The organism is Mycolicibacterium neworleansense, from assembly GCF_001245615.1.
GTDB classification, from domain to species: Bacteria; Actinomycetota; Actinomycetes; order Mycobacteriales; family Mycobacteriaceae; genus Mycobacterium; species Mycobacterium neworleansense.
In genome coordinates this window covers 3,115,999-3,140,558 of the sequence record NZ_CWKH01000001.1, presented here as the reverse complement: position 1 = coordinate 3,140,558, position 24,560 = coordinate 3,115,999, and the positions used below count along the sequence as shown (strand labels likewise).

Annotated in this window: 26 protein-coding genes; 19 read left to right on the top strand and 7 right to left on the bottom strand. The window is 66.3% G+C overall.

Annotated elements, in window-relative coordinates; genetic code table 11:
- The first annotated feature begins 121 nt into the window (after positions 1-121).
- The 13 genes from BN2156_RS15070 (at position 122) to BN2156_RS15010 (ending at position 13,225) form a co-directional block, all read left to right on the top strand.
- The gene (locus tag BN2156_RS15070; RefSeq protein WP_090515093.1) at positions 122-706 is read left to right on the top strand and encodes a DUF3558 domain-containing protein; all 585 of its coding nucleotides are present in this window, start codon (positions 122-124) and stop codon (positions 704-706) included.
- A gap of 2 nt (positions 707-708) precedes the next feature.
- Positions 709-1,239, top strand: coding sequence for a DUF3558 domain-containing protein (locus BN2156_RS15065; protein ID WP_090515091.1), 531 nt, complete (start codon positions 709-711; stop codon positions 1,237-1,239).
- Positions 1,240-1,319: 80 nt separating this feature from the next.
- Positions 1,320-1,943: a TetR/AcrR family transcriptional regulator gene (locus BN2156_RS15060; protein WP_090515089.1), complete on the top strand. Its 624-nt coding sequence runs from the start codon at positions 1,320-1,322 to the stop codon at positions 1,941-1,943.
- Positions 1,944-2,213: 270 nt separating this feature from the next.
- Positions 2,214-2,588 (top strand): 30S ribosomal protein S12, encoded by a 375-nt coding sequence (gene rpsL / locus BN2156_RS15055; RefSeq protein ID WP_003881867.1) that lies wholly within the window; start codon positions 2,214-2,216, stop codon positions 2,586-2,588.
- Entirely contained in the window at positions 2,588-3,058 is a 471-nt protein-coding gene (rpsG, locus tag BN2156_RS15050; protein ID WP_003881868.1) for a 30S ribosomal protein S7, read from the top strand. Before rpsL ends, rpsG begins: the two co-directional genes overlap by 1 nt.
- Before the next feature lie 87 nt (positions 3,059-3,145).
- A complete protein-coding gene (gene fusA / locus BN2156_RS15045; protein ID WP_090515087.1) occupies positions 3,146-5,248 on the top strand; it encodes an elongation factor G in 2,103 nt (700 codons plus the stop codon).
- 88 nt (positions 5,249-5,336) lie between these two features.
- Entirely contained in the window at positions 5,337-6,527 is a 1,191-nt protein-coding gene (tuf, locus tag BN2156_RS15040; protein WP_090515085.1) for an elongation factor Tu, read from the top strand.
- A gap of 222 nt (positions 6,528-6,749) precedes the next feature.
- Positions 6,750-7,619 carry a hypothetical protein gene (locus tag BN2156_RS31000; protein ID WP_210436611.1) on the top strand — a complete coding sequence of 290 codons (870 nt, stop codon included), beginning with the start codon at positions 6,750-6,752 and terminating at the stop codon, positions 7,617-7,619.
- 78 nt (positions 7,620-7,697) lie between these two features.
- On the top strand, positions 7,698-8,537 hold the full coding sequence (locus BN2156_RS15030) for a cutinase family protein (RefSeq protein WP_210436610.1): 840 nt from the start codon (positions 7,698-7,700) through the stop codon (positions 8,535-8,537).
- Positions 8,538-8,593: 56 nt separating this feature from the next.
- Positions 8,594-9,439, top strand: coding sequence for an SHOCT domain-containing protein (locus BN2156_RS15025; RefSeq protein WP_090515083.1), 846 nt, complete (start codon positions 8,594-8,596; stop codon positions 9,437-9,439).
- Between the two features lie 138 nt (positions 9,440-9,577).
- Entirely contained in the window at positions 9,578-11,032 is a 1,455-nt protein-coding gene (locus tag BN2156_RS15020) for a basic amino acid/polyamine antiporter (protein WP_090515082.1), read from the top strand.
- Between the two features lie 25 nt (positions 11,033-11,057).
- A complete protein-coding gene (locus BN2156_RS15015) occupies positions 11,058-12,305 on the top strand; it encodes an arginine deiminase (RefSeq protein ID WP_090515963.1) in 1,248 nt (415 codons plus the stop codon).
- 65 nt (positions 12,306-12,370) lie between these two features.
- Positions 12,371-13,225 carry a mycofactocin-coupled SDR family oxidoreductase gene (locus tag BN2156_RS15010; protein WP_090515080.1) on the top strand — a complete coding sequence of 285 codons (855 nt, stop codon included), beginning with the start codon at positions 12,371-12,373 and terminating at the stop codon, positions 13,223-13,225.
- Between the two features lie 12 nt (positions 13,226-13,237).
- Here the strand turns inward: BN2156_RS15010 and BN2156_RS15005 are convergent, their stop codons facing one another.
- From BN2156_RS15005 to ddaH, 4 genes are read right to left on the bottom strand one after another with little or no spacing between them, the layout of a single operon-like run.
- Positions 13,238-14,119 (bottom strand): universal stress protein, encoded by an 882-nt coding sequence (locus BN2156_RS15005; RefSeq protein WP_090515078.1) that lies wholly within the window; start codon positions 14,117-14,119, stop codon positions 13,238-13,240.
- On the bottom strand, positions 14,116-15,624 hold the full coding sequence (locus tag BN2156_RS15000; RefSeq protein ID WP_090515076.1) for an amino acid permease: 1,509 nt from the start codon (positions 15,622-15,624) through the stop codon (positions 14,116-14,118). The genes BN2156_RS15005 and BN2156_RS15000 overlap by 4 nt, the downstream gene beginning before the upstream one ends.
- A gap of 27 nt (positions 15,625-15,651) precedes the next feature.
- Positions 15,652-16,902 (bottom strand): ornithine--oxo-acid transaminase, encoded by a 1,251-nt coding sequence (rocD, locus tag BN2156_RS14995; protein WP_090515074.1) that lies wholly within the window; start codon positions 16,900-16,902, stop codon positions 15,652-15,654.
- The gene (gene ddaH / locus BN2156_RS14990) at positions 16,899-17,765 is read right to left on the bottom strand and encodes a dimethylargininase (protein ID WP_090515072.1); all 867 of its coding nucleotides are present in this window, start codon (positions 17,763-17,765) and stop codon (positions 16,899-16,901) included. Before ddaH ends, rocD begins: the two co-directional genes overlap by 4 nt.
- Positions 17,766-17,878: 113 nt before the next feature.
- Here ddaH and BN2156_RS14985 point away from each other — a divergent pair, with 113 nt between their 5' ends.
- Both BN2156_RS14985 and BN2156_RS14980 read left to right on the top strand, forming a co-directional pair.
- Positions 17,879-18,325, top strand: a complete 447-nt coding sequence (locus BN2156_RS14985; protein ID WP_090515961.1) for an Rv2324 family transcriptional regulator — start codon at positions 17,879-17,881, stop codon at positions 18,323-18,325.
- Positions 18,326-18,395: 70 nt separating this feature from the next.
- On the top strand, positions 18,396-19,583 hold the full coding sequence (locus BN2156_RS14980) for an FAD-dependent oxidoreductase (RefSeq protein WP_090515070.1): 1,188 nt from the start codon (positions 18,396-18,398) through the stop codon (positions 19,581-19,583).
- Positions 19,584-19,645: 62 nt separating this feature from the next.
- Here BN2156_RS14980 and BN2156_RS14975 read toward each other — a convergent pair whose 3' ends face one another.
- Both BN2156_RS14975 and BN2156_RS14970 read right to left on the bottom strand, forming a co-directional pair.
- Positions 19,646-20,926 carry a VOC family protein gene (locus tag BN2156_RS14975; protein WP_090515068.1) on the bottom strand — a complete coding sequence of 427 codons (1,281 nt, stop codon included), beginning with the start codon at positions 20,924-20,926 and terminating at the stop codon, positions 19,646-19,648.
- Positions 20,923-21,438, bottom strand: a complete 516-nt coding sequence (locus BN2156_RS14970; RefSeq protein WP_090515960.1) for an RNA polymerase sigma factor — start codon at positions 21,436-21,438, stop codon at positions 20,923-20,925. The genes BN2156_RS14975 and BN2156_RS14970 overlap by 4 nt, the downstream gene beginning before the upstream one ends.
- Positions 21,439-21,545: 107 nt before the next feature.
- Between BN2156_RS14970 and BN2156_RS14965 the strand changes: the two genes are divergently transcribed.
- Positions 21,546-22,277, top strand: a complete 732-nt coding sequence (locus BN2156_RS14965) for a phytanoyl-CoA dioxygenase family protein (RefSeq protein ID WP_210436609.1) — start codon at positions 21,546-21,548, stop codon at positions 22,275-22,277.
- Here BN2156_RS14965 and mftR read toward each other — a convergent pair.
- Positions 22,263-22,868 carry a mycofactocin system transcriptional regulator MftR gene (mftR, locus tag BN2156_RS14960; RefSeq protein WP_090515064.1) on the bottom strand — a complete coding sequence of 202 codons (606 nt, stop codon included), beginning with the start codon at positions 22,866-22,868 and terminating at the stop codon, positions 22,263-22,265. The two genes, BN2156_RS14965 and mftR, sit on opposite strands and share 15 nt — an antisense overlap.
- A gap of 92 nt (positions 22,869-22,960) precedes the next feature.
- Here mftR and mftA point away from each other — a divergent pair, with 92 nt between their 5' ends.
- From mftA to mftC, 3 genes are read left to right on the top strand one after another with little or no spacing between them, the layout of a single operon-like run.
- Positions 22,961-23,056, top strand: a complete 96-nt coding sequence (gene mftA, locus BN2156_RS14955) for a mycofactocin precursor MftA (protein WP_019344466.1) — start codon at positions 22,961-22,963, stop codon at positions 23,054-23,056.
- 23 nt (positions 23,057-23,079) lie between these two features.
- Positions 23,080-23,373, top strand: a complete 294-nt coding sequence (gene mftB / locus BN2156_RS14950; protein WP_019344465.1) for a mycofactocin biosynthesis chaperone MftB — start codon at positions 23,080-23,082, stop codon at positions 23,371-23,373.
- On the top strand, positions 23,370-24,560 hold the full coding sequence (mftC, locus tag BN2156_RS14945) for a mycofactocin radical SAM maturase (protein WP_090515062.1): 1,191 nt from the start codon (positions 23,370-23,372) through the stop codon (positions 24,558-24,560). The genes mftB and mftC overlap by 4 nt, the downstream gene beginning before the upstream one ends.

The following is a 24,560-nucleotide window of genomic DNA, read 5'->3' as shown; positions in this document are numbered from 1 at the left end:
CTTCCGATCCGCTGCGAGAAGAGTACGTGGCGCACTTCTCGCGGCGGCAAGTGTTGGTCAGTTTGACGGCCGTTCGCCGACAGGTCGCGTGCGGTCTCAGTGCTGGGTACCGTGTTCAGCAATGCGTCGGTGTGTTGTTCAGGCTGCTGCCGTGGCAGTCACAGCCGTGGTGACCGTCGCGGGGTGTTCGCACACCATCGACGGAGCTGCCGAGCGCGCGTCATCCGACACCACCGACCCTGATCGCAGCTTCGGATACGTCGACGACCGGTGCGGGCTGCTCGTCGACAGCACGATCCAGGAGATCCTGGTCGCCGACAACGTAGTGCGCCCGTACAGCGGCGCGGTGTGTCAGTACGTGCTGTCACGCAAGGCCCAGCCTTCAGCGGAGCCGAACACGGGTTCGCTCGCGATGCTCGACGTGATCTTCTCCTGGTTCGAGAAGGGCTCACTGGACCGTGAGCGGGAGGTGGCGCGCAGCCGGGATGCCGAGATCACCGACGTCGTGGTCGAGCGGCACCAGGCGTTCGTGGCGCGTCGTGATGTGACCGGCGCGGCCTGCTCGGCGACGGCGGCGGCCGGCTCGGGCGTGATCAGCTGGTGGGTGCAGTTCCGCGGTGCGGGCAGCGCCGGACCGGCAGGCAAGGGCGATCCGTGCGTGGACGCCAAGAAGCTGCTGTCGGCCACTCTGCAATCGGAACTCTGATCGTGGCGCACCGCTACCTCTTTGTGAGGTGTCTGGCCGGCGTCGCAGCCGCGGTGGCGCTGCTGACCGCGTGCGGACACCAGGACACGCCGTCGGCCCCGGAGACGGCGGCGCCCGGCGGCGGATTTCACGGCGCCGACTGCAACGGCATCACCGATGCCGACATCGCCGAGGCCGTCGGCTCGTCGATGTTCACCAAGGCAGTGGTCAGCGATACCGGGTGTTTCTGGCAGGAGAACTCGGTGCTGGGCACGTTCGGCGCCGGGATGGGCATCTCCACCTGGTGGTACCGGGGCAGTGACATGGACACCGAGCGAACCCTGGAGACCCGGGCCGGGCGCACTCTCACCGAGCTGTCAATCGACGGAAATCAGGGGTTCCGCGCCGCGGACGCGAACGTGTGCAGTATCTATGTGGCCAAGGGGCAGGATGTGATCACGTGGTCCATTCAGACGATGAACCCGGCCACCCTGCCCGATCTGTGTCAGGTCACCGAGAAACTCGCCCGGCTCAGTCAGGGCCGGGTGAACTGATCTGCGCTGTCTGACGGGCTACAGTTTCACGGCGACCCCAACGGCGGCGTCAATCACATCGACTCGAAGGCAGTGCGTAAATGTCAGCTCGGCCGGAAGCACAGGCGGCTGGAACTCGGCGTTCCCAGTCGCGGCCGGCGCGGACCACGAAGCTCAGCCGCGATGCCATCGTCAATGCGGCGCTGACGTTCCTGGACCGTGAGGGCTGGGATGCGCTGACCATCAACGCGTTGGCCAATCAGCTGGGCACCAAGGGCCCGTCGCTGTACAACCACGTGCACAGCCTCGACGACCTGCGCCGCACGGTTCGGATGCGCGTGATCGACGACATCATCGAGATGCTCAACACGGTCGGTTCCGGCCGCACCCGTGACGATGCGGTGGCCGTGATGGCCAGCGCGTACCGCAGCTATGCGCATCACCATCCCGGTCGCTACTCGGCATTCACCCGGATGCCCTTCGGCGGTGACGATCCCGAGTACTCGGCGGCCACCCGGGCAGCGGCCGGACCGGTCATCGAGGTGCTGACTTCCTACGGGCTTGAGGGCGAGGATGCCTTCTACGCCGCACTGCAGTTCTGGTCCGCTCTTCACGGCTTCGTCCTGCTCGAAATGACCGGTGTGATGGACGACATCGACACCGATGCGGTGTTCACCGATATGCTGCGACGACTGGCCGCCGGTATGGGGCAACTGGAGTCGTAGCGTCTGACCTGGGATTAGGTCGTCGTGAGCGGGTTTGGTTCGGCGCGGCCAGCCCTGGTATTGTGGTAGATCGTGCCTGGCCGGAAGGCGCATGCGGCTGAGTGTTTCGCAAGCGTGCCCGCACGCCGGGCCAATTTGCATGTCTAACACGCATCGGAATTCCACCGGTGTAAGAACGTGCGACACGCCCGGGCGCGGGGTACGCGACCGGGGGATAACTGCAGTACAGAGACTTAGAACAGCAAGAAGCAACACAGAGAAAGCCGGTACATGCCAACCATCAACCAGCTGGTCCGCAAGGGTCGCCGCGACAAGGTCGCCAAGGTGAAGACGGCGGCTCTCAAGGGCAGCCCGCAGCGCCGCGGCGTGTGCACCCGCGTGTACACCACCACCCCGAAGAAGCCGAACTCGGCGCTTCGCAAGGTCGCCCGCGTGAAGCTGACCAGCGGCGTTGAGGTCACCGCATACATCCCCGGTGAGGGTCACAACCTGCAGGAGCACTCGATGGTGCTGGTGCGTGGCGGTCGTGTGAAGGACCTCCCCGGTGTGCGTTACAAGATCATCCGCGGGTCGCTCGACACCCAGGGTGTCAAGAACCGCAAGCAGGCCCGTAGCCGCTACGGCGCCAAGAAGGAGAAGAGCTGATGCCGCGCAAGGGTCCCGCGCCGAAGCGTCCGTTGGTCAACGATCCGGTCTACGGGTCGCAGCTGGTCACCCAGCTGGTCAACAAGGTTCTGCTGGACGGCAAGAAGTCACTGGCCGAGCGCATCGTCTACGGTGCGCTGGAGCAGGCTCGCGACAAGACCGGCACTGACCCGGTCGTCACCCTCAAGCGCGCGCTCGACAACGTCAAGCCCGCCCTCGAGGTCCGCAGCCGCCGCGTCGGTGGTGCCACCTACCAGGTGCCGGTCGAGGTCCGCCCCGATCGCTCCACCACCCTGGCCCTGCGCTGGCTGGTCAGCTTTTCCAAGGCCCGTCGCGAGAAGACCATGATCGAGCGCCTCGCCAACGAGATCCTGGATGCGAGCAACGGCCTGGGTGCCGCCGTGAAGCGTCGTGAGGACACTCACAAGATGGCCGAAGCGAACCGGGCTTTCGCGCACTACCGCTGGTGACAACCGCGCCCGGCATCCAGCGTCGGGTGCCGGTAAGCGCGCAATCGAACACCTAATCAAGCAAGCGAAAGAGTTGGGAAGACTTCCGTGGCACAGGACGTGCTGACAGACCTGAACAAGGTCCGCAACATCGGCATCATGGCGCACATTGACGCCGGCAAGACGACGACGACCGAGCGCATCCTCTATTACACCGGCGTCAACTACAAGATCGGTGAGACGCACGACGGTGCCTCCACCACCGACTGGATGGAGCAGGAGCAGGAGCGTGGTATCACCATCACCTCCGCAGCCGTCACCTGCTTCTGGAACAACAACCAGATCAACATCATCGACACCCCCGGGCACGTCGACTTCACCGTCGAGGTGGAGCGCAGCCTGCGTGTGCTCGATGGTGCCGTTGCCGTCTTCGACGGCAAGGAGGGTGTTGAGCCGCAGTCCGAGCAGGTGTGGCGTCAGGCCGACAAGTACGACGTGCCCCGGATCTGCTTCGTCAACAAGATGGACAAGCTCGGCGCGGACTTCTACTTCACCGTGCAGACCATCAAGGACCGCCTCGGTGCCAAGCCGCTGGTGATCCAGCTGCCGATCGGTGCCGAGAACGACTTCGAGGGCATCATCGACCTGGTCGAGATGAATGCCAAGGTCTGGCGCGGCGAGACCAAGCTCGGTGAGAGCTACGAGACCATCGAGATCCCCGCGGACCTGGCCGACAAGGCCGCCGAGTACCGCAGCGAGCTGATGGACACCGTCGCCGAGACCGACGAGGCGCTTCTGGAGAAGTACCTCGGCGGCGAAGAGCTCACGATCGATGAGATCAAGGGCGCGATCCGCAAGCTGACCGTCAGCAGCGAGCTGTACCCGGTGCTGTGCGGCAGCGCGTTCAAGAACAAGGGTGTGCAGCCGATGCTGGACGCCGTCATCGACTACCTCCCGTCGCCGCTGGATGTCGAGTCCGTCAAGGGCCACGTCCCCGGCAAGGAGGACGAAGAGGTTCTGCGCAAGCCGTCGACCGACGAGCCGTTCTCCGCGCTCGCGTTCAAGATCGCCGTGCACCCCTTCTTCGGCAAGCTCACCTACGTCCGCGTGTACTCGGGCAAGGTCGAGTCCGGTGCCCAGGTCGTCAACGCGACCAAGGGCAAGAAGGAGCGTCTGGGCAAGCTGTTCCAGATGCACGCCAACAAAGAGAACCCGGTCGAGTCGGCCTCCGCTGGTCACATCTACGCCGTGATCGGTCTGAAGGACACCACCACCGGCGACACCCTGTGCGATCCGAACCAGCAGGTCGTGCTCGAGTCGATGACCTTCCCCGATCCGGTGATCGAGGTGGCCATCGAGCCCAAGACCAAGAGCGACCAGGAGAAGCTGGGCACCGCGATCCAGAAGCTCGCCGAAGAGGACCCGACCTTCAAGGTGCACCTGGACCAGGAGACCGGCCAGACCGTCATCGGCGGTATGGGCGAGCTGCACCTGGACATCCTGGTGGACCGCATGCGTCGCGAGTTCAAGGTCGAGGCCAACGTCGGTAAGCCCCAGGTGGCCTACCGCGAGACCATCCGCCGCAAGGTGGAGAAGGTCGAGTTCACCCACAAGAAGCAGACGGGTGGCTCGGGCCAGTTCGCGAAGGTGCTCATCGACCTCGAGCCGTTCATCGGCGAGGACGGTGCCACCTACGAGTTCGAGAACAAGGTCACCGGTGGCCGCATCCCGCGCGAGTACATCCCCTCGGTGGATGCCGGTGCGCAGGACGCCATGCAGTACGGCGTGTTGGCAGGCTACCCGCTGGTGAATCTGAAGGTGACGCTGCTCGACGGCGCCTACCACGAGGTCGACTCCTCGGAAATGGCGTTCAAGGTGGCGGGTTCGCAGGTGCTGAAGAAGGCCGCCCAGGCGGCCCAGCCGGTCATCCTGGAGCCCATCATGGCTGTCGAGGTCACGACGCCCGAGGACTACATGGGTGACGTGATCGGCGACCTGAACTCCCGCCGTGGTCAGATCCAGGCCATGGAGGAGCGCAGCGGTGCGCGTGTCGTCAAGGCGCAGGTGCCGCTGTCGGAGATGTTCGGCTACGTGGGCGACCTTCGGTCGAAGACCCAGGGCCGGGCGAACTACTCCATGGTGTTCGACTCGTACGCCGAAGTTCCGGCGAACGTGGCGAAGGAGATCATCGCGAAGGCGACGGGTCAGTAGGCTCGTCGCGGCAACTGTCGCGGCACACAACTGAACACATCAACACTGCTTTCAGGAAAAGCACCAACAAGTCCAGGAGGACACCACAGTGGCGAAGGCGAAGTTCGAGCGGACGAAGCCGCACGTCAACATCGGGACCATCGGTCACGTTGACCACGGCAAGACCACGCTCACTGCAGCAATCACCAAGGTTCTGCATGACAAGTACCCGGAGTTGAACGAATCGCGCGCATTCGACCAGATCGACAATGCGCCTGAGGAGCGTCAGCGCGGCATCACGATCAACATCTCCCACGTGGAGTACCAGACCGAAAAGCGCCACTACGCCCACGTGGACGCCCCCGGTCACGCCGACTACATCAAGAACATGATCACCGGTGCCGCCCAGATGGACGGCGCGATCCTGGTGGTCGCCGCGACCGACGGCCCGATGCCGCAGACCCGCGAGCACGTGCTGCTGGCCCGCCAGGTGGGTGTGCCCTACATCCTGGTGGCGCTGAACAAGTCGGACGCCGTGGACGACGAGGAGCTCATCGAGCTCGTCGAGATGGAGGTCCGCGAACTGCTGGCCGCCCAGGACTTCGACGAGGACGCCCCGGTCATCCGGGTCTCCGCGCTGAAGGCGCTGGAGGGTGACCCGAAGTGGGTCAAGTCGGTTGAGGACCTGATGGACGCGGTCGACGAGTCGATCCCGGATCCGGTTCGCGAGACCGACAAGCCGTTCCTCATGCCCGTCGAGGACGTCTTCACCATCACCGGTCGTGGCACCGTGGTGACCGGTCGCGTCGAGCGTGGCGTGATCAACGTCAACGAAGAGGTCGAGATCGTCGGCATCCGCCCGACCACGACCAAGACCACCGTCACCGGTGTGGAAATGTTCCGCAAGCTGCTCGACCAGGGCCAGGCCGGCGACAACGTCGGTCTGCTGGTTCGTGGCATCAAGCGCGAGGACGTCGAGCGTGGCCAGGTTGTGGTCAAGCCCGGCACCACCACCCCGCACACCGAGTTCGAGGGCAGCGTCTACATCCTGTCCAAGGACGAGGGCGGCCGCCACACGCCGTTCTTCAACAACTACCGCCCGCAGTTCTACTTCCGTACCACGGACGTGACCGGCGTGGTTACCCTGCCCGAGGGCACCGAGATGGTGATGCCCGGTGACAACACCGACATCTCCGTCAAGCTGATCCAGCCCGTCGCCATGGACGAGGGCCTGCGCTTCGCGATCCGCGAGGGCGGCCGTACCGTCGGCGCCGGCCGGGTTACCAAGATCATTAAGTAGGCTCCGCCTACTGGGATCACCTAAGTGATGATCTGATCTAGCACGCGAAAGCCCCCGAAATCTTCGGATTTCGGGGGCTTTTGTGTGTTGATGGTGTCGGCGGGAGGACGGACATGCGCGTGTGGCGGGTCCGAGTGATAGTTTGGCTGGGGCGACATCGTTGAATCATCAACGGTCTCCGACCATTGATCGTTACGGGGCGAGCTGAAGATGGACGTTGATGTGACAGAACCGATCCCGGCGTCGCTGCCGCTCGCCGAACGGGTCCGGGCGCAATTGAGTCCGTCCCGGATCGTGGCGGGAGTGTCGACGACGGTCGCGGTGGCTGCGGTCGGCGCCCTGGTGTGGGTGGTCGGGCAGGAACCGGAGCAGCAACCAGCCCCCGAGAACCCGAGGCCGGTTGCCGTCGCGTCGGCACCCGCCGAGCATGTACAGCCCGTTGCCGCGCACCCCGCACCGTCGATCATCCCGGATGTGGTGCCGCCTATGACGCCGTCGCCGAAACCGCCGAGTCGATCCACCTCAGCGCTACCGTCTACCGGTGGGACCAGTTGGAATCCCGGCAACATGAACCGGTCCGCACCTGCCGTTCCGTCGCTGCCCGAGGCGCCGGCCGAGGTGCCCACCATCTCCTGGCCCCAGTTCGACGCCGGCTCCGTGCAGCCGCCGTGGACGGCGATCGCCGACGCCAATGCGCAGAACGTCGCGGGCACCATCGCTTCTTCGGTCTCCGGCGGAGTCGGTGGCATCGGCGGTGGCGCATTGGACTTCCTGGGGGCCGTCATCACCGCTGCCAGCTATGGCAATCAGAACGTCGGCTTGCCTTCCCCTGATGGTCTGGCCGCGCTGATGCTGGGTCCTGCCGCGGTTGGTGCAGGCATGCCCGCACTGCCGCCGCCGCCGGCGTTCGATTTCACCAAGTTGCCGCCACCGCCGTCGTTCGATTTCTCGAAGCTGCCGCCACCGCCGTCGTTCGATTTCTCGAAGCTGCCGCCACCGCCCGCGTTGCCGCCTCCGCCGCCGCCGCCGTCGTTCGACAACCCGCTCACCAAGCTGCCGAGCATCACCCGGGCGGTCGGCCTCCCGTTCTGATCCCGCGGGCCTGCTGTAACGGATGTGATCCGTGAGGCGATGGATCCCACGTAGGCCAAAGGGTATGGGGGTCCGCTGATGTTTCGACGGATAGGTGCACTGGTAGGTGCCGGTGCGGTTGCCGGTGCGGCACTGATCGGCCTGACGGGCCAGGCGGCCGCCAGCCCCGGGTGTCCTGACCTGCACTGGATCGGCGTCGCCGGGTCTGGTGAGCGTGACGATCCCACGGTTGACGCCGGGATGGGCCGGGTGGTCTACAACTCCCTGCGCGACCTGTCCGTGTGGGTGCAGCAGGACGGCCGGACGATGACCGCCGAGTCGGTGGCCTACCCGGCCGTGGCGGTACCCGCCGACGGTGACCTGCTGGGCTGGGGCGGCTTCATGAGCAGTGTCGACGCGGGCGTGGCGGCACTGGGCAACCAGTACGCGGCATTCACTCAGCAATGCCCGTCGAGCAAGGTGGTGCTGGCCGGCTATTCGCAGGGTGCGATGGTGGTCCACCGCAATCTGGCCGCGTTGGCGGCCAGCCCGAACCTGGCGGCCGCGCTGCTGGTCGCCGACGGTGACCGCCTGCCGGCCGACCCGACGGTGAACTTGGGCACCGCGACCGCAGTTGTCGGGGCCGGCAAGGGTGTCGCGCAGGACTGGCCGATCCTGGCTCACGCGCCGGGCCCGCTGCCGCCGTCGGTGGGTAGTCGCACGATCAGCGTGTGCGATCGCGGCGACGCGGTCTGCGACTACGACGAGGACGCCGAAGAGGTGACGGCCCACGCGATCGCCGTGCACACCAGTTACGCGCGGGCGAGCAGCGGGGGATACCGGTGGACGTGGCCGTTGTACCGGATGCTGGGCCCGTCGCCGGTGCAGCAGCAGACGGTGCCGACGAGTGTCGCCGCGGATGGTGTCGTTCACTCCTGAACGGAGCGGGTCCGGGCGCTAATCTGATGGCGCCCGACCGACGACAGGAGTCTGTGATGTCCACATTCTGGCGGTACGTTCGCATCCAGGCTTTCGTGCTGTTGTGTGGCATCGTCGGTCCGATCTTTTTGACCATCTACTTCGTCAGTGGCGCGGATCCGATGATGAAGTGGATGTTCTGGACCGGTCTGCTGGTCACCGCGATCGACGTCCTCATCGCGCTGGGGCTCACCGCCGCCGGGGCGAAGTCGGCGGCCCAGAACGAAAAGCTCGAAGAGGTCGGCGTGCTGGCGCTGGCGCAGGTCACCGGTATCCATGAGACCAATACTCGGATCAACGAGCAGCCGCTGGTGAAGCTGGATCTGCAGATCTCGGGGCCTGGCATCGCGCCGTTCGCCAGCCAGGACCGCGTGCTGGCCTCGGTGTCGAGGCTGCCGATGATCACGAACCGCAAGTTGGTCGCAATCGTCGATCCGGCCACGAACGAGTATCGGATCGACTGGGACAGAAGCAGTCTGGTCAGCGGTCTGATGCCGGCCACGTTCACCATCGCCGAGGAGAATCGGACCTACGACCTCACCGGTCAATCCGGTCCGCTGATGGAGATCCTGCAGATCCTCAAGTCACACGGCATCGCCATCAACAACATGGTCGACCTGCGGACCAATCCCGCTGCCCGCGAAGAAGTCCAGGCCGTGGTGCGCCGTGCGGCCGCGCAGCAGGCGCCGCCGGCTCCGTCGGTGCCGCCATCGGAATCAGGTGCGCCGTCCGCTCCTTTCCTGGCACCGCCCGCGCCGTCGACCGCACAGCGTCTTCAGGAACTGGAAACTCTGCGGGCGACGGGTGCCATCAGCGAGGACGAGTACACGGCGAAACGACAGCAGATCATCGCCGATCTCTGATCTCGTTCAGGATCAACGCGGTTGGTGCGTTCACCGTTTAAGCGCTGCAGGTTCACCGGACGTTTGGTGAATCTGATCTATGGTTGACCGCATTCATGCTTGTTCAAGCACCGTCCAGCGCATTGCGAAAGACGACAGATGACCACGGCTGAACCGAAGACAGAATCGACGAGCGAGAAGGTCAGTCTGCCGACCTTGACCGCGATGGTGGTCGGGTCGATGATCGGCTCGGGGGTATTCCTGTTGCCGCGACGGTTCGGTGCGGAGTCCGGGGTGCTGGGGGCGACCATCGCCTGGACCATCGCCGGCACGGGAATGCTGATGCTGGCATTCGTATTCCAGCGGTTGGCCACCCGCAAGCCCGATCTGGACGCCGGCATCTTCGCCTACGCCAAGGCCGGCTTCGGCGATTACGTCGGATTCAATTCGGCCTTCGGATTCTGGGCTTCGGCGTGTGCGGGCAATGCGTCGTACTGGGTGCTCATCATGGCCACCGCCAGTGCGATGTTCCCGCAATTGGGCGACGGCAGCACCGTTCTCGCGGTGCTGATCTCCTCGATCGGAGTGTGGCTGTTCTGCTTCTTGATCCTGCGCGGGGTCAAGGAAGCGGCGATCATCAACCGGATCGCCACTATCGCCAAGGTCGTTCCGATCGTGGCGTTCATCGTGATCGCGCTGATCGCGTTCAAGGCGGGTGTGTTCGCCGACAACTTCTGGGGCGGTTGGAAGGCCGAGGGCGGGCCGTCGGCCTCGGTGTTCGAACAGGCCAAGGGCACCATGCTGATCACGGTGTTCGTGTTCATGGGCATCGAAGGCGCCAGTGTGTACTCCCGCTACGCGAAAAAGCGTGAGGATGTCGGCCGTGCGACGGTGCTCGGATTCCTTTCTGTGCTCGCCGTTTTCGCTCTGGTCACCCTGGTGTCCTACGGTGTGTTGCCGCAGTCCGAGCTCGCCACCGTCAACCAGCCGTCCATGGCCTCGGTGCTCGAATCGATCGTCGGCCCATGGGGTTCGGTGTTCATCAAGGTCGGTGTGGTGCTCTCGGTGTTGGGGGCGTACCTGGCCTGGACGCTGATGGCCGCCGAGATTCTCTACATCCCGGCCAAATCCGAGGACATGCCGCGGTTCCTGGCCCGGACCAACAGCCACGGCGCGCCGGTGACGGCCCTGGTGATGGCAGGCGGCCTGGTGCAGCTGCTGCTCATCCTGCTGCTGTTCACCTCCGAGGCACTGGATTTCATGCTGGACCTCACCGCGGCCCTGGCGCTGATTCCCTACTTCCTGGCCGCCGGCTACGCGCTGAAACTGGTTCTGACCCGGGAGACCTACGAGGATCGAAAGCCCCTGCTCGCCGACGGAGTGGTGGCTGGGCTGGCTACCGTCTACACGCTGTTCCTGGTGTATGCGGCCGGGTTCGACCATCTGCTGCTGTCCTGCATCCTCTACGCCGCCGGAGCCGTCCTGTATGTGATGGCCCGCCGCGAGCGTGGCCTGCGGGTGTTCTCGCCGCCGGAAATGGTGTTGTTCGTGGTCATCCTGCTCGGCGCGGTGGCCGGAGTCGTGGGTCTGGTCACCGGGCAGATCCAGATCTAGTGCCACACATCGTGAAAGGAAGATGATGTCGAATCCGTCCGCCACGTACGGCGTGCACTCCGAGGTCGGAAAGCTGCGCAAGGTGCTCGTGTGCTCGCCTGGGCTGGCCCACGAGCGGCTCACCCCGACCAACTGTGACGACCTGCTGTTCGACGACGTGTTGTGGGTGCAGAACGCGCGTCGCGACCACTTCGACTTCATGGACAAGATGCGCGACCGCGGGGTCGAGGTCGTCGAACTGCATCACCTGCTCGCCGAGACGATGGACATTCCCGAGGCCAAGGCGTGGTTGCTCGATCGCAAGATCGTGGCCAACGAGGTGGGACTGGGGCTGGTTGACGACACGCGTGCCTTCCTGGACTCGCTCGTCACGAGCCGGCTCACCGAATTCCTCGTCGGTGGGCTGTCCGTCCGCGATCTGCCCGCCGAGATCCGTTCCGGTTACCGGGCTTTGGCCCGCGAGGAGGCCGGCGTCACCGAGTACCTGATGCCGCCGCTGCCCAACACGCTCTACACCCGTGACACCACCTGCTGGATCTACGGCGGGCTGACGCTCAATCCGTTGTTCTGGCCGGCGCGCCACGACGAAACCCTGCTGATGAAGGCGATCTACCAGTTCCACCCGGACTACGCGGGGTCGACGGTGTGGTGGGGGGATCCAGAGCAGGGTTGGGGGCTGGCCACATTCGAGGGCGGTGACGTCCTGGTGCCCGGCAACGGTGTGGTCCTGATCGGGATGAGTGAGCGCACGTCGCGCCAGGCCATCACCCAGGTGGCCGCGAAGCTGTTCGCCGACAATGCGGCCGAGAAGGTCGTCGTGGCGGGCATGCCCAAGCTGCGTTCGGCCATGCACCTCGACACCGTGTTCACGTTCGCCGACCGGGACGTGGTCACCGTCTATCCCGAGATCGTCGACTCGATTCAGACATTCGTGCTGCATCCTTCCGACACCGCGCCGGGGTTGGAGGTCGAGGAGTCCACCAAGCCGTTCGTCGAGGTGGTGGCCGCCGAACTGGGCCTGGACAAGCTGCGGGTGGTCGAGACAGGCGGCACCAAATACGACGCGGAGCGTCAGCAGTGGGACAGCGGCAACAACCTGGTGGCCGTCGAGCCAGGAGTGGTGTTCGCCTACGACCGCAACACCCACACCAACTCTCTGCTGCGTAAGGCCGGCGTAGAGGTGATCACGATCGTGGGCGCCGAGCTGGGTCGTGGCCGCGGTGGCGGGCACTGCATGACCTGCCCGATCATTCGGGATCCCGTTGAGTGGTAGGAGTCCAGGAACAGGTTCTACTTCTGCTGTTAGCCTGTGGCCAGACTCACTGAAAGGACCCTGGCATGGCGGCAGGTAAGGCAACACTGGAAGGCCGCGTGGCATTTGTCACCGGCGCTGCACGCGGTCAGGGGCGCGCGCACGCGGTGCGGTTGGCCAACGAAGGTGCCGACATCATCGCGATCGACGTGTGCCGATCGGTCGACGACACCATCACCTACCCGGCCGCGACGCCGGAGGATCTGGCCGAGACCGTCGCCGCCGTGGAGGCCGCGGGCCGCAAGGTGCTCGCGCGTGAGGTTGACATCCGCGATCTGGCCGCCCAGCAGCAGGTGGTGGCCGACGGTGTCGAGCAATTCGGCCGGCTCGACATCGTGGTGGCCAACGCCGGCGTGCTCAGCTGGGGCCGGTTGTGGGAGCTGAGTCCCGAACAGTTCGACTCCGTCATCGACGTCAACCTGAACGGCACCTGGCGCACCATCCGGGCCGCCGTGCCCGCCATGATCGAGGCCGGCAACGGTGGGTCGATCATCATCGTCAGCTCCTCGGCCGGTGTGAAAGCCACTCCAGGCAACGGCCACTACGCGGCCTCCAAACACGGTCTGGTGGCCCTGACCAACACGCTGGCTCTCGAGGTGGGCGAGTACGGCATCCGGGTCAACTCGATCCATCCCTACTCGATCGACACTCCGATGATCGAGCCCGAGGCGATGGCCGAGATCTTCTCCAAGTTCCCGAGCTTCCTGCACAGTTTCGCCCCGATGCCGTATCACAAGGTGACCGACGGCAAGAACGAGGGACTCGCAGCATTCATGGCGCCCGAGGAGGTCGCCGATGTGGTGGCCTGGTTGGCCAGTGACAACTCGGCCACGCTGTCGGGCAGCCAGATCGCCGTCGACCGAGGCGTCCTGAAGTACTGAGTTCCGGGGCCCTCAGCCCGGGAGGACGAGCACCGGAACCGGGCTGTGCCGCAGGATCTTCGATCCGTGTGAACCCAGGAAGACCCGGGCGACCGCGCCGCCGGGTGAGGTCCCGATCGCCAGGATCTCACCCTCGAGCCAGTCGACGGCGTCGAGCGCTTCGCTCCAGTCGTTGCCGGTGACGACCTGCAGATCCACGTCCTCGCCGACGATCCCGTCGTCCCTCAGACGGAACATTGCCTGTTGGGCCTGTTTTGCCCACTCCTGCAGGATCGCGTCCTCGGCGTGCAGCCCGACCGTCGGTGGGTACATGTTGCGTCCCCGCACCGCGAAGGTGACCACGCGCATCGGTGTGTCCAGTCGTCGGCTCAGGTCGGTCACCTGCGCCACGACGGCCACCGCTTCTGGGGTGCCGGGGTAGGCACACGTGATACGTGCCAGCGCAGTAGATTTCGGGCGGCGGTAGCCGCGCGGGCTGATCGCCAGCGGGACCGGGCAGGAGTGCAGCAGCCGGTCCGCGGTCGAGCCCACCACCACCTGGCCCAACTGGCCGTCGGCGGCCGAGCCGAGGACCAGCACCTCCGCGTCGAGTTCCACGACGGCCTCCAGCAGGCCGCCGGACACCGACCGGTGCGCGAACTTGTGGAAGCTGACGTCGAGGCGATCGTCGAGGGCGGCCACGTGCTGCCGGGCCTGTTCTGCCGAGGATGCCGCCAATTGCGCTGCGTACTCGGCATATTCGGCATCGACGCGCGCGGGCGAGGGGTTGAGCCACGGTCGTGGGACGACGGTGGCCACTGCGAGCGGGGTGTTCAGGGTGCGGGCCGCACCCACCGCGAGGTGCAGTGCCGACGACCCGCCCTTGCCGGCCAGGTACCCGACTACGACGGTCATCGCGTCTCCTCGGTTCCGGGAGTGGTCATCACGTCGTCCTCGCCGGCCGCCGCGCCCGGGATGTAGCCGTCGCCACCGTCGTTGAGCGCACTGTGGTGCCGGCTCCAGATCAGGTAGAAGGCCAGGACGAGGGCGACCCAGATGCTGAACCACAGCCAGGTGATCGGCGGCAGGCCGTAGAGCACGAACAGGCAGGCCAGCACCGAGAGGATCGGCGTCACCGGATAGCCGGGAACCTTGAAGGACCGTGGCAGATCCGGTTCCCGCACCCGCAGGATGATCACGCCGATCGACACCACGATGAAGGCCACCAGGGTGCCGATCGACACCAGGTCCCACAGGTAGTCGAGCGGGACGAACCCGGCCAGCGTGCCGGTCACCGCCGCGACGACGATGGTGTTGTTCACCGGGGTCATGGTGCGCGGGTTGACCTTTGCGAACATCGGCGGCAGTAGTCCGTCGCGGCCCATGGCGAACAGGATGCGGGTCTGGCCGTACATCACCACCAGGGTCACCGAGAAGATCGAGATGACGGCACCGACCGCGAGGACGGTGCTGGCCCAGGTCTGGCCGTGCAGGATGTTGGTCAGCATCACCGACAGCCCGGCCTCGGCCTGCTCGTCGGAACCGAATTCATCTGCCGACTGGGTGCCCAGGCCGGCGAAGGCGACCAGGATGTAGATGCTGGTGACGACGATCAGCGCCCCGAGGATGGCCCGCGGCATGGTCTTCTGCGGGTTCTTCACCTCGTCGCCCGCGGTGGACACGGCGTCGAGGCCGATGAACGTGAAGAAGATGGTGCTGGCCGCCGCGGTGATTCCGCCGAATCCCTTGTCCCAGAATCCGGCGAAGTGATCGGTGGTGAACGCGGTGAACGCGATGGCCGCGAACATGCCCAGCACGCACAGCTTGAGGAGCACCATGACGGTGTTGACCGCCGCGGACTCACTGGCGCCCCGGATCAGCAGGAGTGCGCACATGATGATCAGGACCGTCGCGGGAAGGTTGATCAGACCGGGGTTGTCGCCCCACGGCGCTGCGGACAGTGCGTGCGGCAACCGCCAGCCGAACAGGTTCTCCAGCAACTTGTTCAGATAGCCGCTCCAGCCGACCGCGGTGGCCGACATGGAGACGCCGTATTCGAGGAGTAGGCAGGCTGCGACACCCATGGCGATGAACTCGCCCATGGTGGTGTAGGCGTAGGAGTACGTGGAGCCCGAAACCGGTACGGCTGCTGCCATTTCCGCATAACAGATCGCCGACAACCCGGCCGCGATACCGGCCACCACGAACGACACCAGCACGGCCGGACCGGCTTTGGGGACGGCCTGCTGCAGCACGATGAAGATGCCGGTGCCGACGGTGGCGCCGACGCCGAACAGCGTCAGTTGGAACGTGCCGATACTGCGCCGGAGGTGGTCGGACGCGCCGTGGGCGACCGGAGCTCCGATGACCGGCCGTCGCCGCAACATCTGGCTGGTCAGGTTGGTGGCTGGGGCGGACATGGTGTCTCCTTGCTGCCGGTCAACCGATTATCGGCGCGCCTCGTCCAGAGTGTCGGCGAATTGGTCAACGGCCCAGTCGAGCTCGTCGGCCGTGACCACCAGGGGCGGGGCGAACCGCAGGGTCGAGCCGTGGGTGTCCTTGACCAAGACACCGCGGTCGGCCAGCGCCAGGCCGAACTGCTTGCCGGTGCCCAGATCTGGGTCGATGTCCACCCCTGCCCACAGGCCCATGCCGCGCACGGCGGTCACGCCGCGCCCGATCAGGCTGTTGAGCCGATTGTGCAGGTGGTTGCCGAGTTCAGTTGAGCGCAGCTGGAATTCACCACGGCGCAGCATGCCGACCACCGTGGTGCCGATAGCGGTGGCCAGTGGGTTGCCGCCGAAGGTGGAGCCGTGCTCGCCGGGGTGCAGGACGCCGAGGATGCCGCGGTCGGCCACCACCGCGGACAGCGGTACCACGCCTCCGCCGAGGGCCTTGCCGAGCAGGTACACGTCGGGAACCACATTCCAGTGTTCGCAGGCGAAAGTACGTCCGGTGCGGGCCAGGCCGGATTGGATCTCGTCGGCGATCATCAGCACGTTGTGGTGGGTGCAGATGTCGCGGACCCTGGGCAGATAGTCGGCGGGCGGGACGATGATGCCCGCCTCACCCTGGATGGGCTCGAGCAGGACCGCGGCCGTGTTCTCGTCGATCGCCGCGGCGAGTGCCCGGTGGTCGCCGAAGGGCACTGCACGGAATCCGGGAGTGTAGGGCCCGAATCCGCGGCGCGCGGTGTCGTCGTCGGAGAAGCTGATGATCGTGGTCGTGCGGCCATGGAAGTTGTTCTGCGCCACAATGATGTTCGACTTGTCCGCGGGTATGCCCTTGACGTCGACGCCCCATTTGCGGGCCACCTTGATGCCGCTCTCGACGGCCTCGGCGCCACTGTTCATCGGCAGCACCATGTCCTTGCCGCACAGTTCGGCCAGGGCCTGGGCGAACGGACCGAGCCGGTCGGAGTGGAAGGCGCGACTCACCAGGGTCAGCCGGTCCAGTTGGGCGTGGGCAGCGGCGATGACCTCGGGATTGCGGTGGCCGAAGTTGACCGCCGAATAAGCGGCCAGGCAATCGAGGTAGCGCCTGCCGGTGACATCCGTGATCCACGCGCCCTCAGCGCGTTCGGCGACGACCGGCAGGGGCGAGTAGTTGTGGGCGACATAGCGATCGTCGAGAGCGATCGCCGAGGCGGTCGCAGGATCCGGGGTGGCCTCGTGGTCCACACTGTCCAGCATGGTCATCGATGTAGCTCCAGGGTGCAGCATTTCACGGATCCGCCGCCTTTGAGGAGTTCGGACAGGTCGACGCCGATCGGCTCGAATCCGGCCTGGCACAGTTGGCCGGCGAATCCGGTGGCGGCGGCGGGCATCACGACGTGGCGGCCGTCCGACACCACGTTGAGGCCGAGCACATAGGCGTCGGCCGAGCTGACTTCGATCGCGTCGCCGAACAGTTCGGTGAGACGTTTTCGGGCGCCGTCGGTGAAGGCCGGGGGATAGTAGGCGATCGTCGTGTCGTCGAGGACGGCCAGCGCGGTGTCGAGGTGATAGAAGCGCGGGTCGACGAGTTCGAGGCCGATCACGTCCAGGCCGGTGATGGCGGCGATCTCGTCGTGGGCGCGCCGGTCGGTGCGAAAACCATGTCCGGCCAACAGGGTTGACCCGACCAGTAGTAGATCACCCTGGCCCTCGTTGACATGGTCGGTGCGGACGGGCCGATAGCCGGCCGCGGCCATCCACTCGGCGTAGGCGTCGGCCTCGCCGGCCCGCTGCGGGTAGGCGAAGCGGGCCACCACCGCGGTATCGCCGAGCAGGAAGCCGCCGTTGGCGGCGTAGACCATGTCGGGCAACCCGTCGCGCGGTGTCACCAGGTCGACGGTGTGGCCGAGGTCGGCATACACCTGGCGAAGGGCGTCCCACTGCGCGAGCGCGAGTGAGGTGTCAACGGGTGTGGAGATGTCCATCCACGGGTTGATGGCGTATTCGACGGTGAAGTGCTCGGGCGCGGTCATGGCGTAGTGGCGGGTGGTCGCGGACCGGGTGGGGGCCGGCGCGTCGGAGGTTACGGGCGCAGCGTCGGGCATGACTTCCTCGGAAATCGTCATGAATCGACGATATGAAGCTTTGTCGACGCAATCAATTGCTGCCTATTGCGTGATATGTAGCGATATATTGCACGAATCCGGTTACTGCAGCGGTTTGTTGCGTGGAGATCGATGTGGAGCGTCTGGACGACACCGACGAGCGGATCCTGGCCGAGCTCACCGAGCACGCCAGGGCGACCTTCGCCGAGATCGGGCAGCGGGTGAATCTGTCGGCACCCGCGGTCAAGCGGCGGGTGGACCGCATGGTCGCCGACGGGGTGATCCGCGGCTTCACGACCGTCGTCGACCGCAACGTGCTGGGCTGGAGCACCGAGGCGTACGTGCAGGTCTACTGCCAGGGCACGATCGCGCCGGATCAGTTGCGCGCAGCGTGGATCGACATCCCCGAGGTGGTCAGTGCGGCAACGGTGACGGGCACCGCCGACGCGATACTGCATGTGCTCGCGCGCGACATGCGGCACCTCGAGGAGGCACTGGAACGCATCCGCTCAACCGCCCGGATCGAGCGCAGCGAGAGCATCGTTGTGCTCACGAATGTCATCGACCGGGGTCGGCCGTGACCTACCTCATCGGCCTGCGCAAACGTAGGGTGCCCTACAACGTTTAACCCGGATCGTGTAAAAACCCCACGTGACTACTTCAGCGGGATCAGCAGCGGGCATCGTCATCGTCGGCGGCGGCTTGGCTGCGGCCCGGACGGCCGAACAGCTGCGCCGCTCGGAGTACGCCGGGCCGATCACGATCGTCAGCGACGAGGATCATCTGCCCTACGACCGGCCGCCACTGTCAAAGGAAGTGCTGCGGGCCGAGACGGACGATGTCACGCTCAAGCCGGCCGAGTTCTACGCCGAGAACGACATCACGCTGCGCCTCGGCTCGGCCGCGCAGTCGCTGGACACCGCGGCCAAGACATTGAAGCTCGCCGACGGCAGTGACGTGGCCTATGACGAGCTCATCATCGCCACCGGGCTGGTGCCCAGGCGCATCCGGGCCTTCGGCGACCTGCCCGGCATTCACGTGCTGCGGTCCTACGACGAGAGCATGGCCCTGCGCGAGCACGCCGGGAAGGCTCAGCGTGCCGTGGTGGTCGGGGCCGGCTTCATCGGCTGCGAGGTGGCCGCGAGCCTGCGCAAGCTTGGCGTCGAGGTGGCGCTGGTCGAGCCGCAGCCGACGCCGCTGGCCTCGGTGCTGGGTGAGCAGATCGGCGCCCTGGTGACCCGGCTGCACCAGGCCGAAGGTGTGGACGTGCGCTGCGGTGTCGGGGTGACCGAGGTGCGTGGCGCTGACAGGGTCGAGCAGGTGGTGCTGGGTGACGGCACCGAGCTCGACGCCGACCTGGTGGTGGTCGGTATCGGTTCGCATCCGGCGATCGAGTGGCTCGAAGGCAGCGGGATCGAGCTCGACAACGGCGTGGTGTGCGACGAGGTCGGCCGGGCCAGCGCCGCGGGCGTGTGGGCCATCGGCGATGTCGCGTCGTGGCGCGATCACGTGGGTGACCAAGCGCGCGTTGAGCATTGGAGCAACGTTGCCGATCAGGCGCGGGCCATGGTGCCGGCGATCCTGGGCCAGGAGGCCTCACCCGTGGTGTCGGTGCCGTACTTCTGGAGCGATCAGTACGACGTCAAGATCCAGTGCCTCGGCGAGCCCGAGGCCGACGATGTCGTACATGTGGTGGAGGACGACGGCCGCAAGTTCCTGGCCTACTACGAGCGGAACGGCGTCGTGGTCGGTGTGGTCGGCGGCGGCATGCCCGGCAAGGTGATGAAGGCCCGCGGCAAGATCGCCGCGGGCGCCCCCATCGCCGACGTCCTGGGCTGACTTCCCCTGCGATTTGTGCACCTGCGGCGACGCCAGGCGTTGCCGCAGGTGCACAAATCGCGCTAGAACTGGCCGAGGTAGAACCGGCCACCCTGGTCGTCGGTGCACTCGGCCATCAGCCCGTAGTCCTGCTGTGACGGCTGCTGTAGCACCGTGCCACCGGCCTCGTCGACGCGGGCGACCGCGGCGTCGATGTCGGCGACCGTCCACATCGGTACGGCGGTCGCTCTCGCCGCACCGCCGGCCACCCCCGACATCGGTCGACTGCCCTGCACTCCCCAGCCGTCGTTGATCCGGCCGGGCTCGAAGGTCCAGAAGAACAGCCGGCTGTAAAAGGCCTTGAACGCCGTGGAATCGGGAACTTCGTAGGTGAGGTACGAAAGCTCGCCTGGCCCCGCGCCATTCAGCTCCGGCCGCGCCGTGCCCGGCGCCGGCACGAACACCGCGAACGCGGTCCCCGCCGGATCGGTGGCGTCCAGCACGGTGCCGAAGTCGAAGTCCTGGGTCTGACCGGGCTCGCCACCGCCGGCCACGATCGCCTGGCGGGCGCCGTCCAGATCGGTCACCGCGTAGCAGCAGAACAGGGTCGCCGGACCGGGGACACCGAAGATGCCGATGGGCTGCCGGGTGTTGGTCACCTGCCGGGTGGCGGGGTCATAGGTCCAGCCCAGCACGTGCCCGTAGAACCGGGCGGCCCGTTCGGCGTCCGGTGCCCAGACCGAGACGTAGCCGACGTCGCCGTGCTGGATGGTGACGGCCGCACCGGTGACCGGCCCGGACAGCATCCAGCGGTGGCCGAACGGATCGACGATCGTGGCATTGCGGGCGCCGTAGTTCTCGTAGGGCTCCCGGTGCACGGTGGCCCCAGTTTCGCGAGCGCGTGCCAGGGTGGCGTCGGTATCGGCCACGTGGAGCATCAGGCTCACTGAATTCTCCTGCAGAGCAGGGGCTTTCAGGCCGAGCTCGGGGTACTCGTCGGCCAGGTACAGAATGCCGTCACCGATCCGCAACTCGGCATGCCCGATGCGGCCGTCGTCCATCTCGTACATCTCGCCGACCAGGGATGCGCCGAAGGCATCGGTGTACCAGGCGATGGCCTCGCGAGCGCCGGCGATCGCCAAGTAGGGGATCGCAGCGGGCCGCGGGGGCGCCGGGGCGGCGGTCGGTTGGTTCAGCTCGGCGATGGCAGTGTCGGTTCCACTCATGTCAACTCCTTGGGTGCGATCGGGAAGGGTGAGAGCCGATTCCAGCCGTGCACGCAGCCGGGCCGCGAACGCCGGGTCGGGGGAGACCGGCTGGTCGTCGCCGTTCAGCACGGTCAATGGATCGTGGCTGTTGATCACGACGTCCCTCCTTCCGGTGTCGGGTATTGGGCTCTGAACGCGCGGCGGGCCCGCACGAGCAGGGCTTCGGTGGCGTGAACGGTGCGCCCGATCAGCTCGGCGCATTCGGGCACCGAGCAGTCGTCGAGGTAGCGCAGGACCAGGACGGCGCGGTGGTGTTCGGGCAGCCGGGCCAGAACCGATTCGGCGACAATGCGATCCAGCTCGGCGTCCCAGTCGTCGCCCGGATCCACCGGTTCGGGTAGCTCGGCGACCGGCACGGTGAACCGGTCTTGGCGACGCCGGTAGTGGTCGGCCAGCTTGTGCCGGGCCACCCCGATCAGCCAGGGCACCGACATCGGAGGCGGCGACGGTTTGCGGGCCGCGTCCATGGCGGCCAGGAACGTCTCCGACGTCAGGTCCTCGGCGGTTCCGCGGTCGCCGCAGCGTCGTACGAAGTAGCCGTACACCACCGGCAGGGCGTCGTCGTACAGGTTCAGCAGCATCCGCGGAGCGTCTGTTTCGGCGCTCACATTCATATCGTCGCCGCCGGGCACCGAACTCCGACGGGCGTTGGGCGAAGAATTTCTCGCCGAAAAATCGGTGGCACCCGGGGGCGGGCTGCGTCATGGTGGTCGGTGTGGTGAACGTCGACGCATTCCGGCGGGACGGCTTGGTCAAGATCGAGCAGGCCGTTCCGGCCGAAATTGCCGATGCGGCCAGGGATCTGCTGTGGACGCAGATCGGGTTGTCTCCGGATGAGCCGGCATCGTGGACCGGTCCGGTGGTGTGGGCGGCCGACCTGACCGGCGCCGGGCCGTTCGGGCAGCTTGCGCACAGTGCTGCACTCGCCGATGCCCTGGACCAGATCTGCGGAACCCGACGGTGGCAGCCGCGGGGCTCCCTTGGCAACATTCCGGTGCGGTTTCCGGTCGATCCGCCGGCCGAGGACCGGGGCTGGCACATCGACGCCAACACCCCGCTGCCGGGTGGGCAGTGGGCAGTCAGCGGCCGCCCGCACACGCTGCTGGTGCTGACGCTGCTGTCAGAGGTCGGACCCACCGATGCGCCGACGCGGGTCCGGGTGGGTTCACATCGTGACGTCGCCGGCGCGCTCGGGCCCGATCCGATCGACTTCATCGAAGCGGGGGCGCTGGTGGACGAGGTGAGCCGGGCACGGCCGGTGGTCCGTGCCACGGGCCGGCCCGGTGACATGTACGTGTTGCACCCCTTCACGGCGCACGCTGCCGACGTACATCGCGGGGGCACACCACGTTTCATGTCGCAGGCGCCGGTGATGCTCAGCGAGAAGCTCGGTCCCCAAGGTCCGCCCGCACTGGCCTGCGTATGGGACGAGCTACCGCGGGCCTAGGGCCTCCAGGCCGGGCCGGGCCACCTCGAAGGCCTCGGCGATGGCGTCTGCCAGGGCGACAGACTCGTCGGCCAGCCAGTGTTCGTATGCCGACAGCGCGACGCCCAGCATCAGCCATCCCACGGTCTGTGGCATCAGATCGCCGGGTGCGGCGCCGATCCGCTGGGCCACATACGTGGCGATGACCTCACGCCAGCCGGCATACATCGTCATCGAATATGCCTGCAGGCCAGCTGTTTCCAGGATCACGCGCATGCGCATCCGGTGCTGGGCCATTTCCTGGGCGTCGTAGGTGTTGAACGACAGCAGGGCCTCGCGCAGCGCGTCGGCCAGGGGGATCTCGGTGCTCAGGGAGGCGAGCAAGTCGCGCAGGTGTTGTAGGTGGGCGTCGAAGTCGCCCCAGGGGATGGCGTTCTTGGAGGCGTAGTAGCGGAACAGTGTGCGCCGGGCGATGCCGGCGGCCTTGGCCACGTCGTCGACGCTGACCTCGTCGAAGCCGTGGGTGGCGAACAGGGCCAGGGCGACGTCGGTGATGTGGTCCTGCGTGGTGGACGGGCGCCGACCGACACGGGACCCCGCTGCCTGCCGCATAAACCCGCCCTTCCATTTGTGCACTCGATGCCATATTCTTGCGACTCAGGTCACAATTGTCGAGACCCACAGTTGCAGGAAAGGTGCGATTCATGGATCAGAACCCGCAGGTTGAAACCGAAACCCAGCTCGTCACCGAGACGCTCGTCGAAGAGGTCTCGATCGACGGTATGTGCGGGGTTTACTGACGGTGTCCGCGGAGGTTACCGATATGGCTGGGCGCACTGGCGTCGTATTCGACCCGGATGTCAGCTGGCGGTTGCACCACCAGGTGGCGGTGCGGCCGGAGCCGTTCGGTGCCCTGCTGTATCACTTCGGAACTCGCAAGCTGTCGTTTCTGAAGAACCGGACGGTCGTCGAGGTGGTCAACTCTCTGGCTGATCACCCCGACGCCCGGTCCGCGTGCCGCGCGGCCGGTATCGCGGACTCCGACCAAGGCCCGTACCTGCATGCGCTGAGCGTGCTGGTGTCCTCGAAGATGCTCATCCCCGGGAACTCACAATGACTTCTGTTGCCCCTGTGCCGAGGCTCGTCGACCAGTTCGAGAGCGGGCTCGACGCCCCGATCTGCCTGACCTGGGAGCTCACCTACGCCTGCAACCTGGCGTGCGTGCACTGCCTGTCCTCCTCGGGTAAGCGCGATCCGCGCGAGCTGTCCACGCAGCAGTGCAAGGACATCATCGACGAGCTGGAACGCATGCAGGTGTTCTACGTGAACATCGGTGGTGGCGAACCCACTGTGCGCCCGGACTTCTGGGAGCTGGTCGACTACGCGACCGAGCACCATGTCGGAGTCAAGTTCTCCACCAACGGCGTGCGCATCACGCCCGAGGTCGCCGCGAAACTTGCTGCCAGTGACTACGTCGACGTGCAGATCTCACTGGACGGTGCCAACGCCGAGGTCAACGACGCGGTGCGCGGCAAGGGCTCGTTCGACATGGCCGTGCGTGCGCTGGAAAACCTTGCCGCCGCAGGCTTTTCCGATGCCAAGATCTCGGTGGTGGTCACCCGCCACAACGTCGACCAGCTCGACGAGTTCAAGGCGCTGGCCGACCGGTACGGCGCCACCCTGCGGATCACCCGGCTGCGTCCGTCAGGCCGCGGCGCGGACGTCTGGGACGAGCTGCATCCGACCCCGGACCAGCAGCGCCAGCTGTACAACTGGCTGGTCGCCCACGGTGAGCGGGTGTTGACCGGTGACTCGTTCTTCCACCTGTCGGGCCTGGGTGAGCCCGGCGCGCTGGCCGGGCTGAACCTGTGCGGTGCAGGCCGGGTGGTGTGCCTGATCGACCCGGTGGGCGACGTGTACGCCTGCCCGTTCGCCATCCATGACAAGTTCCTGGCCGGAAACATCTTGGAAGACACCGGTTTTGGCGCCGGTTTCCAGAACGTCTGGCAGAACTCCCCGTTGTTCCGGGAGCTGCGCGAGCCGCAGTCGGCCGGCGCCTGCAGCGGCTGCGGGCACTACGACGCGTGCCGTGGCGGCTGCATGGCGGCCAAGTTCTTCACCGGCCTGCCGATGGACGGACCGGATCCCGAGTGCGTCGAAGGCTGGGGCGAGCCGGCCCTGGCGGCCGAGCGCATCAAACCCAAGCCCAGCGGTGACCACTCCCGCGGTACCAAGCAGGGGCCGGTGGCACTCAAGTTGCTGACCAAGCCCCCCGCCCGAATCTGTAACGAAAGTCCGGTGTAA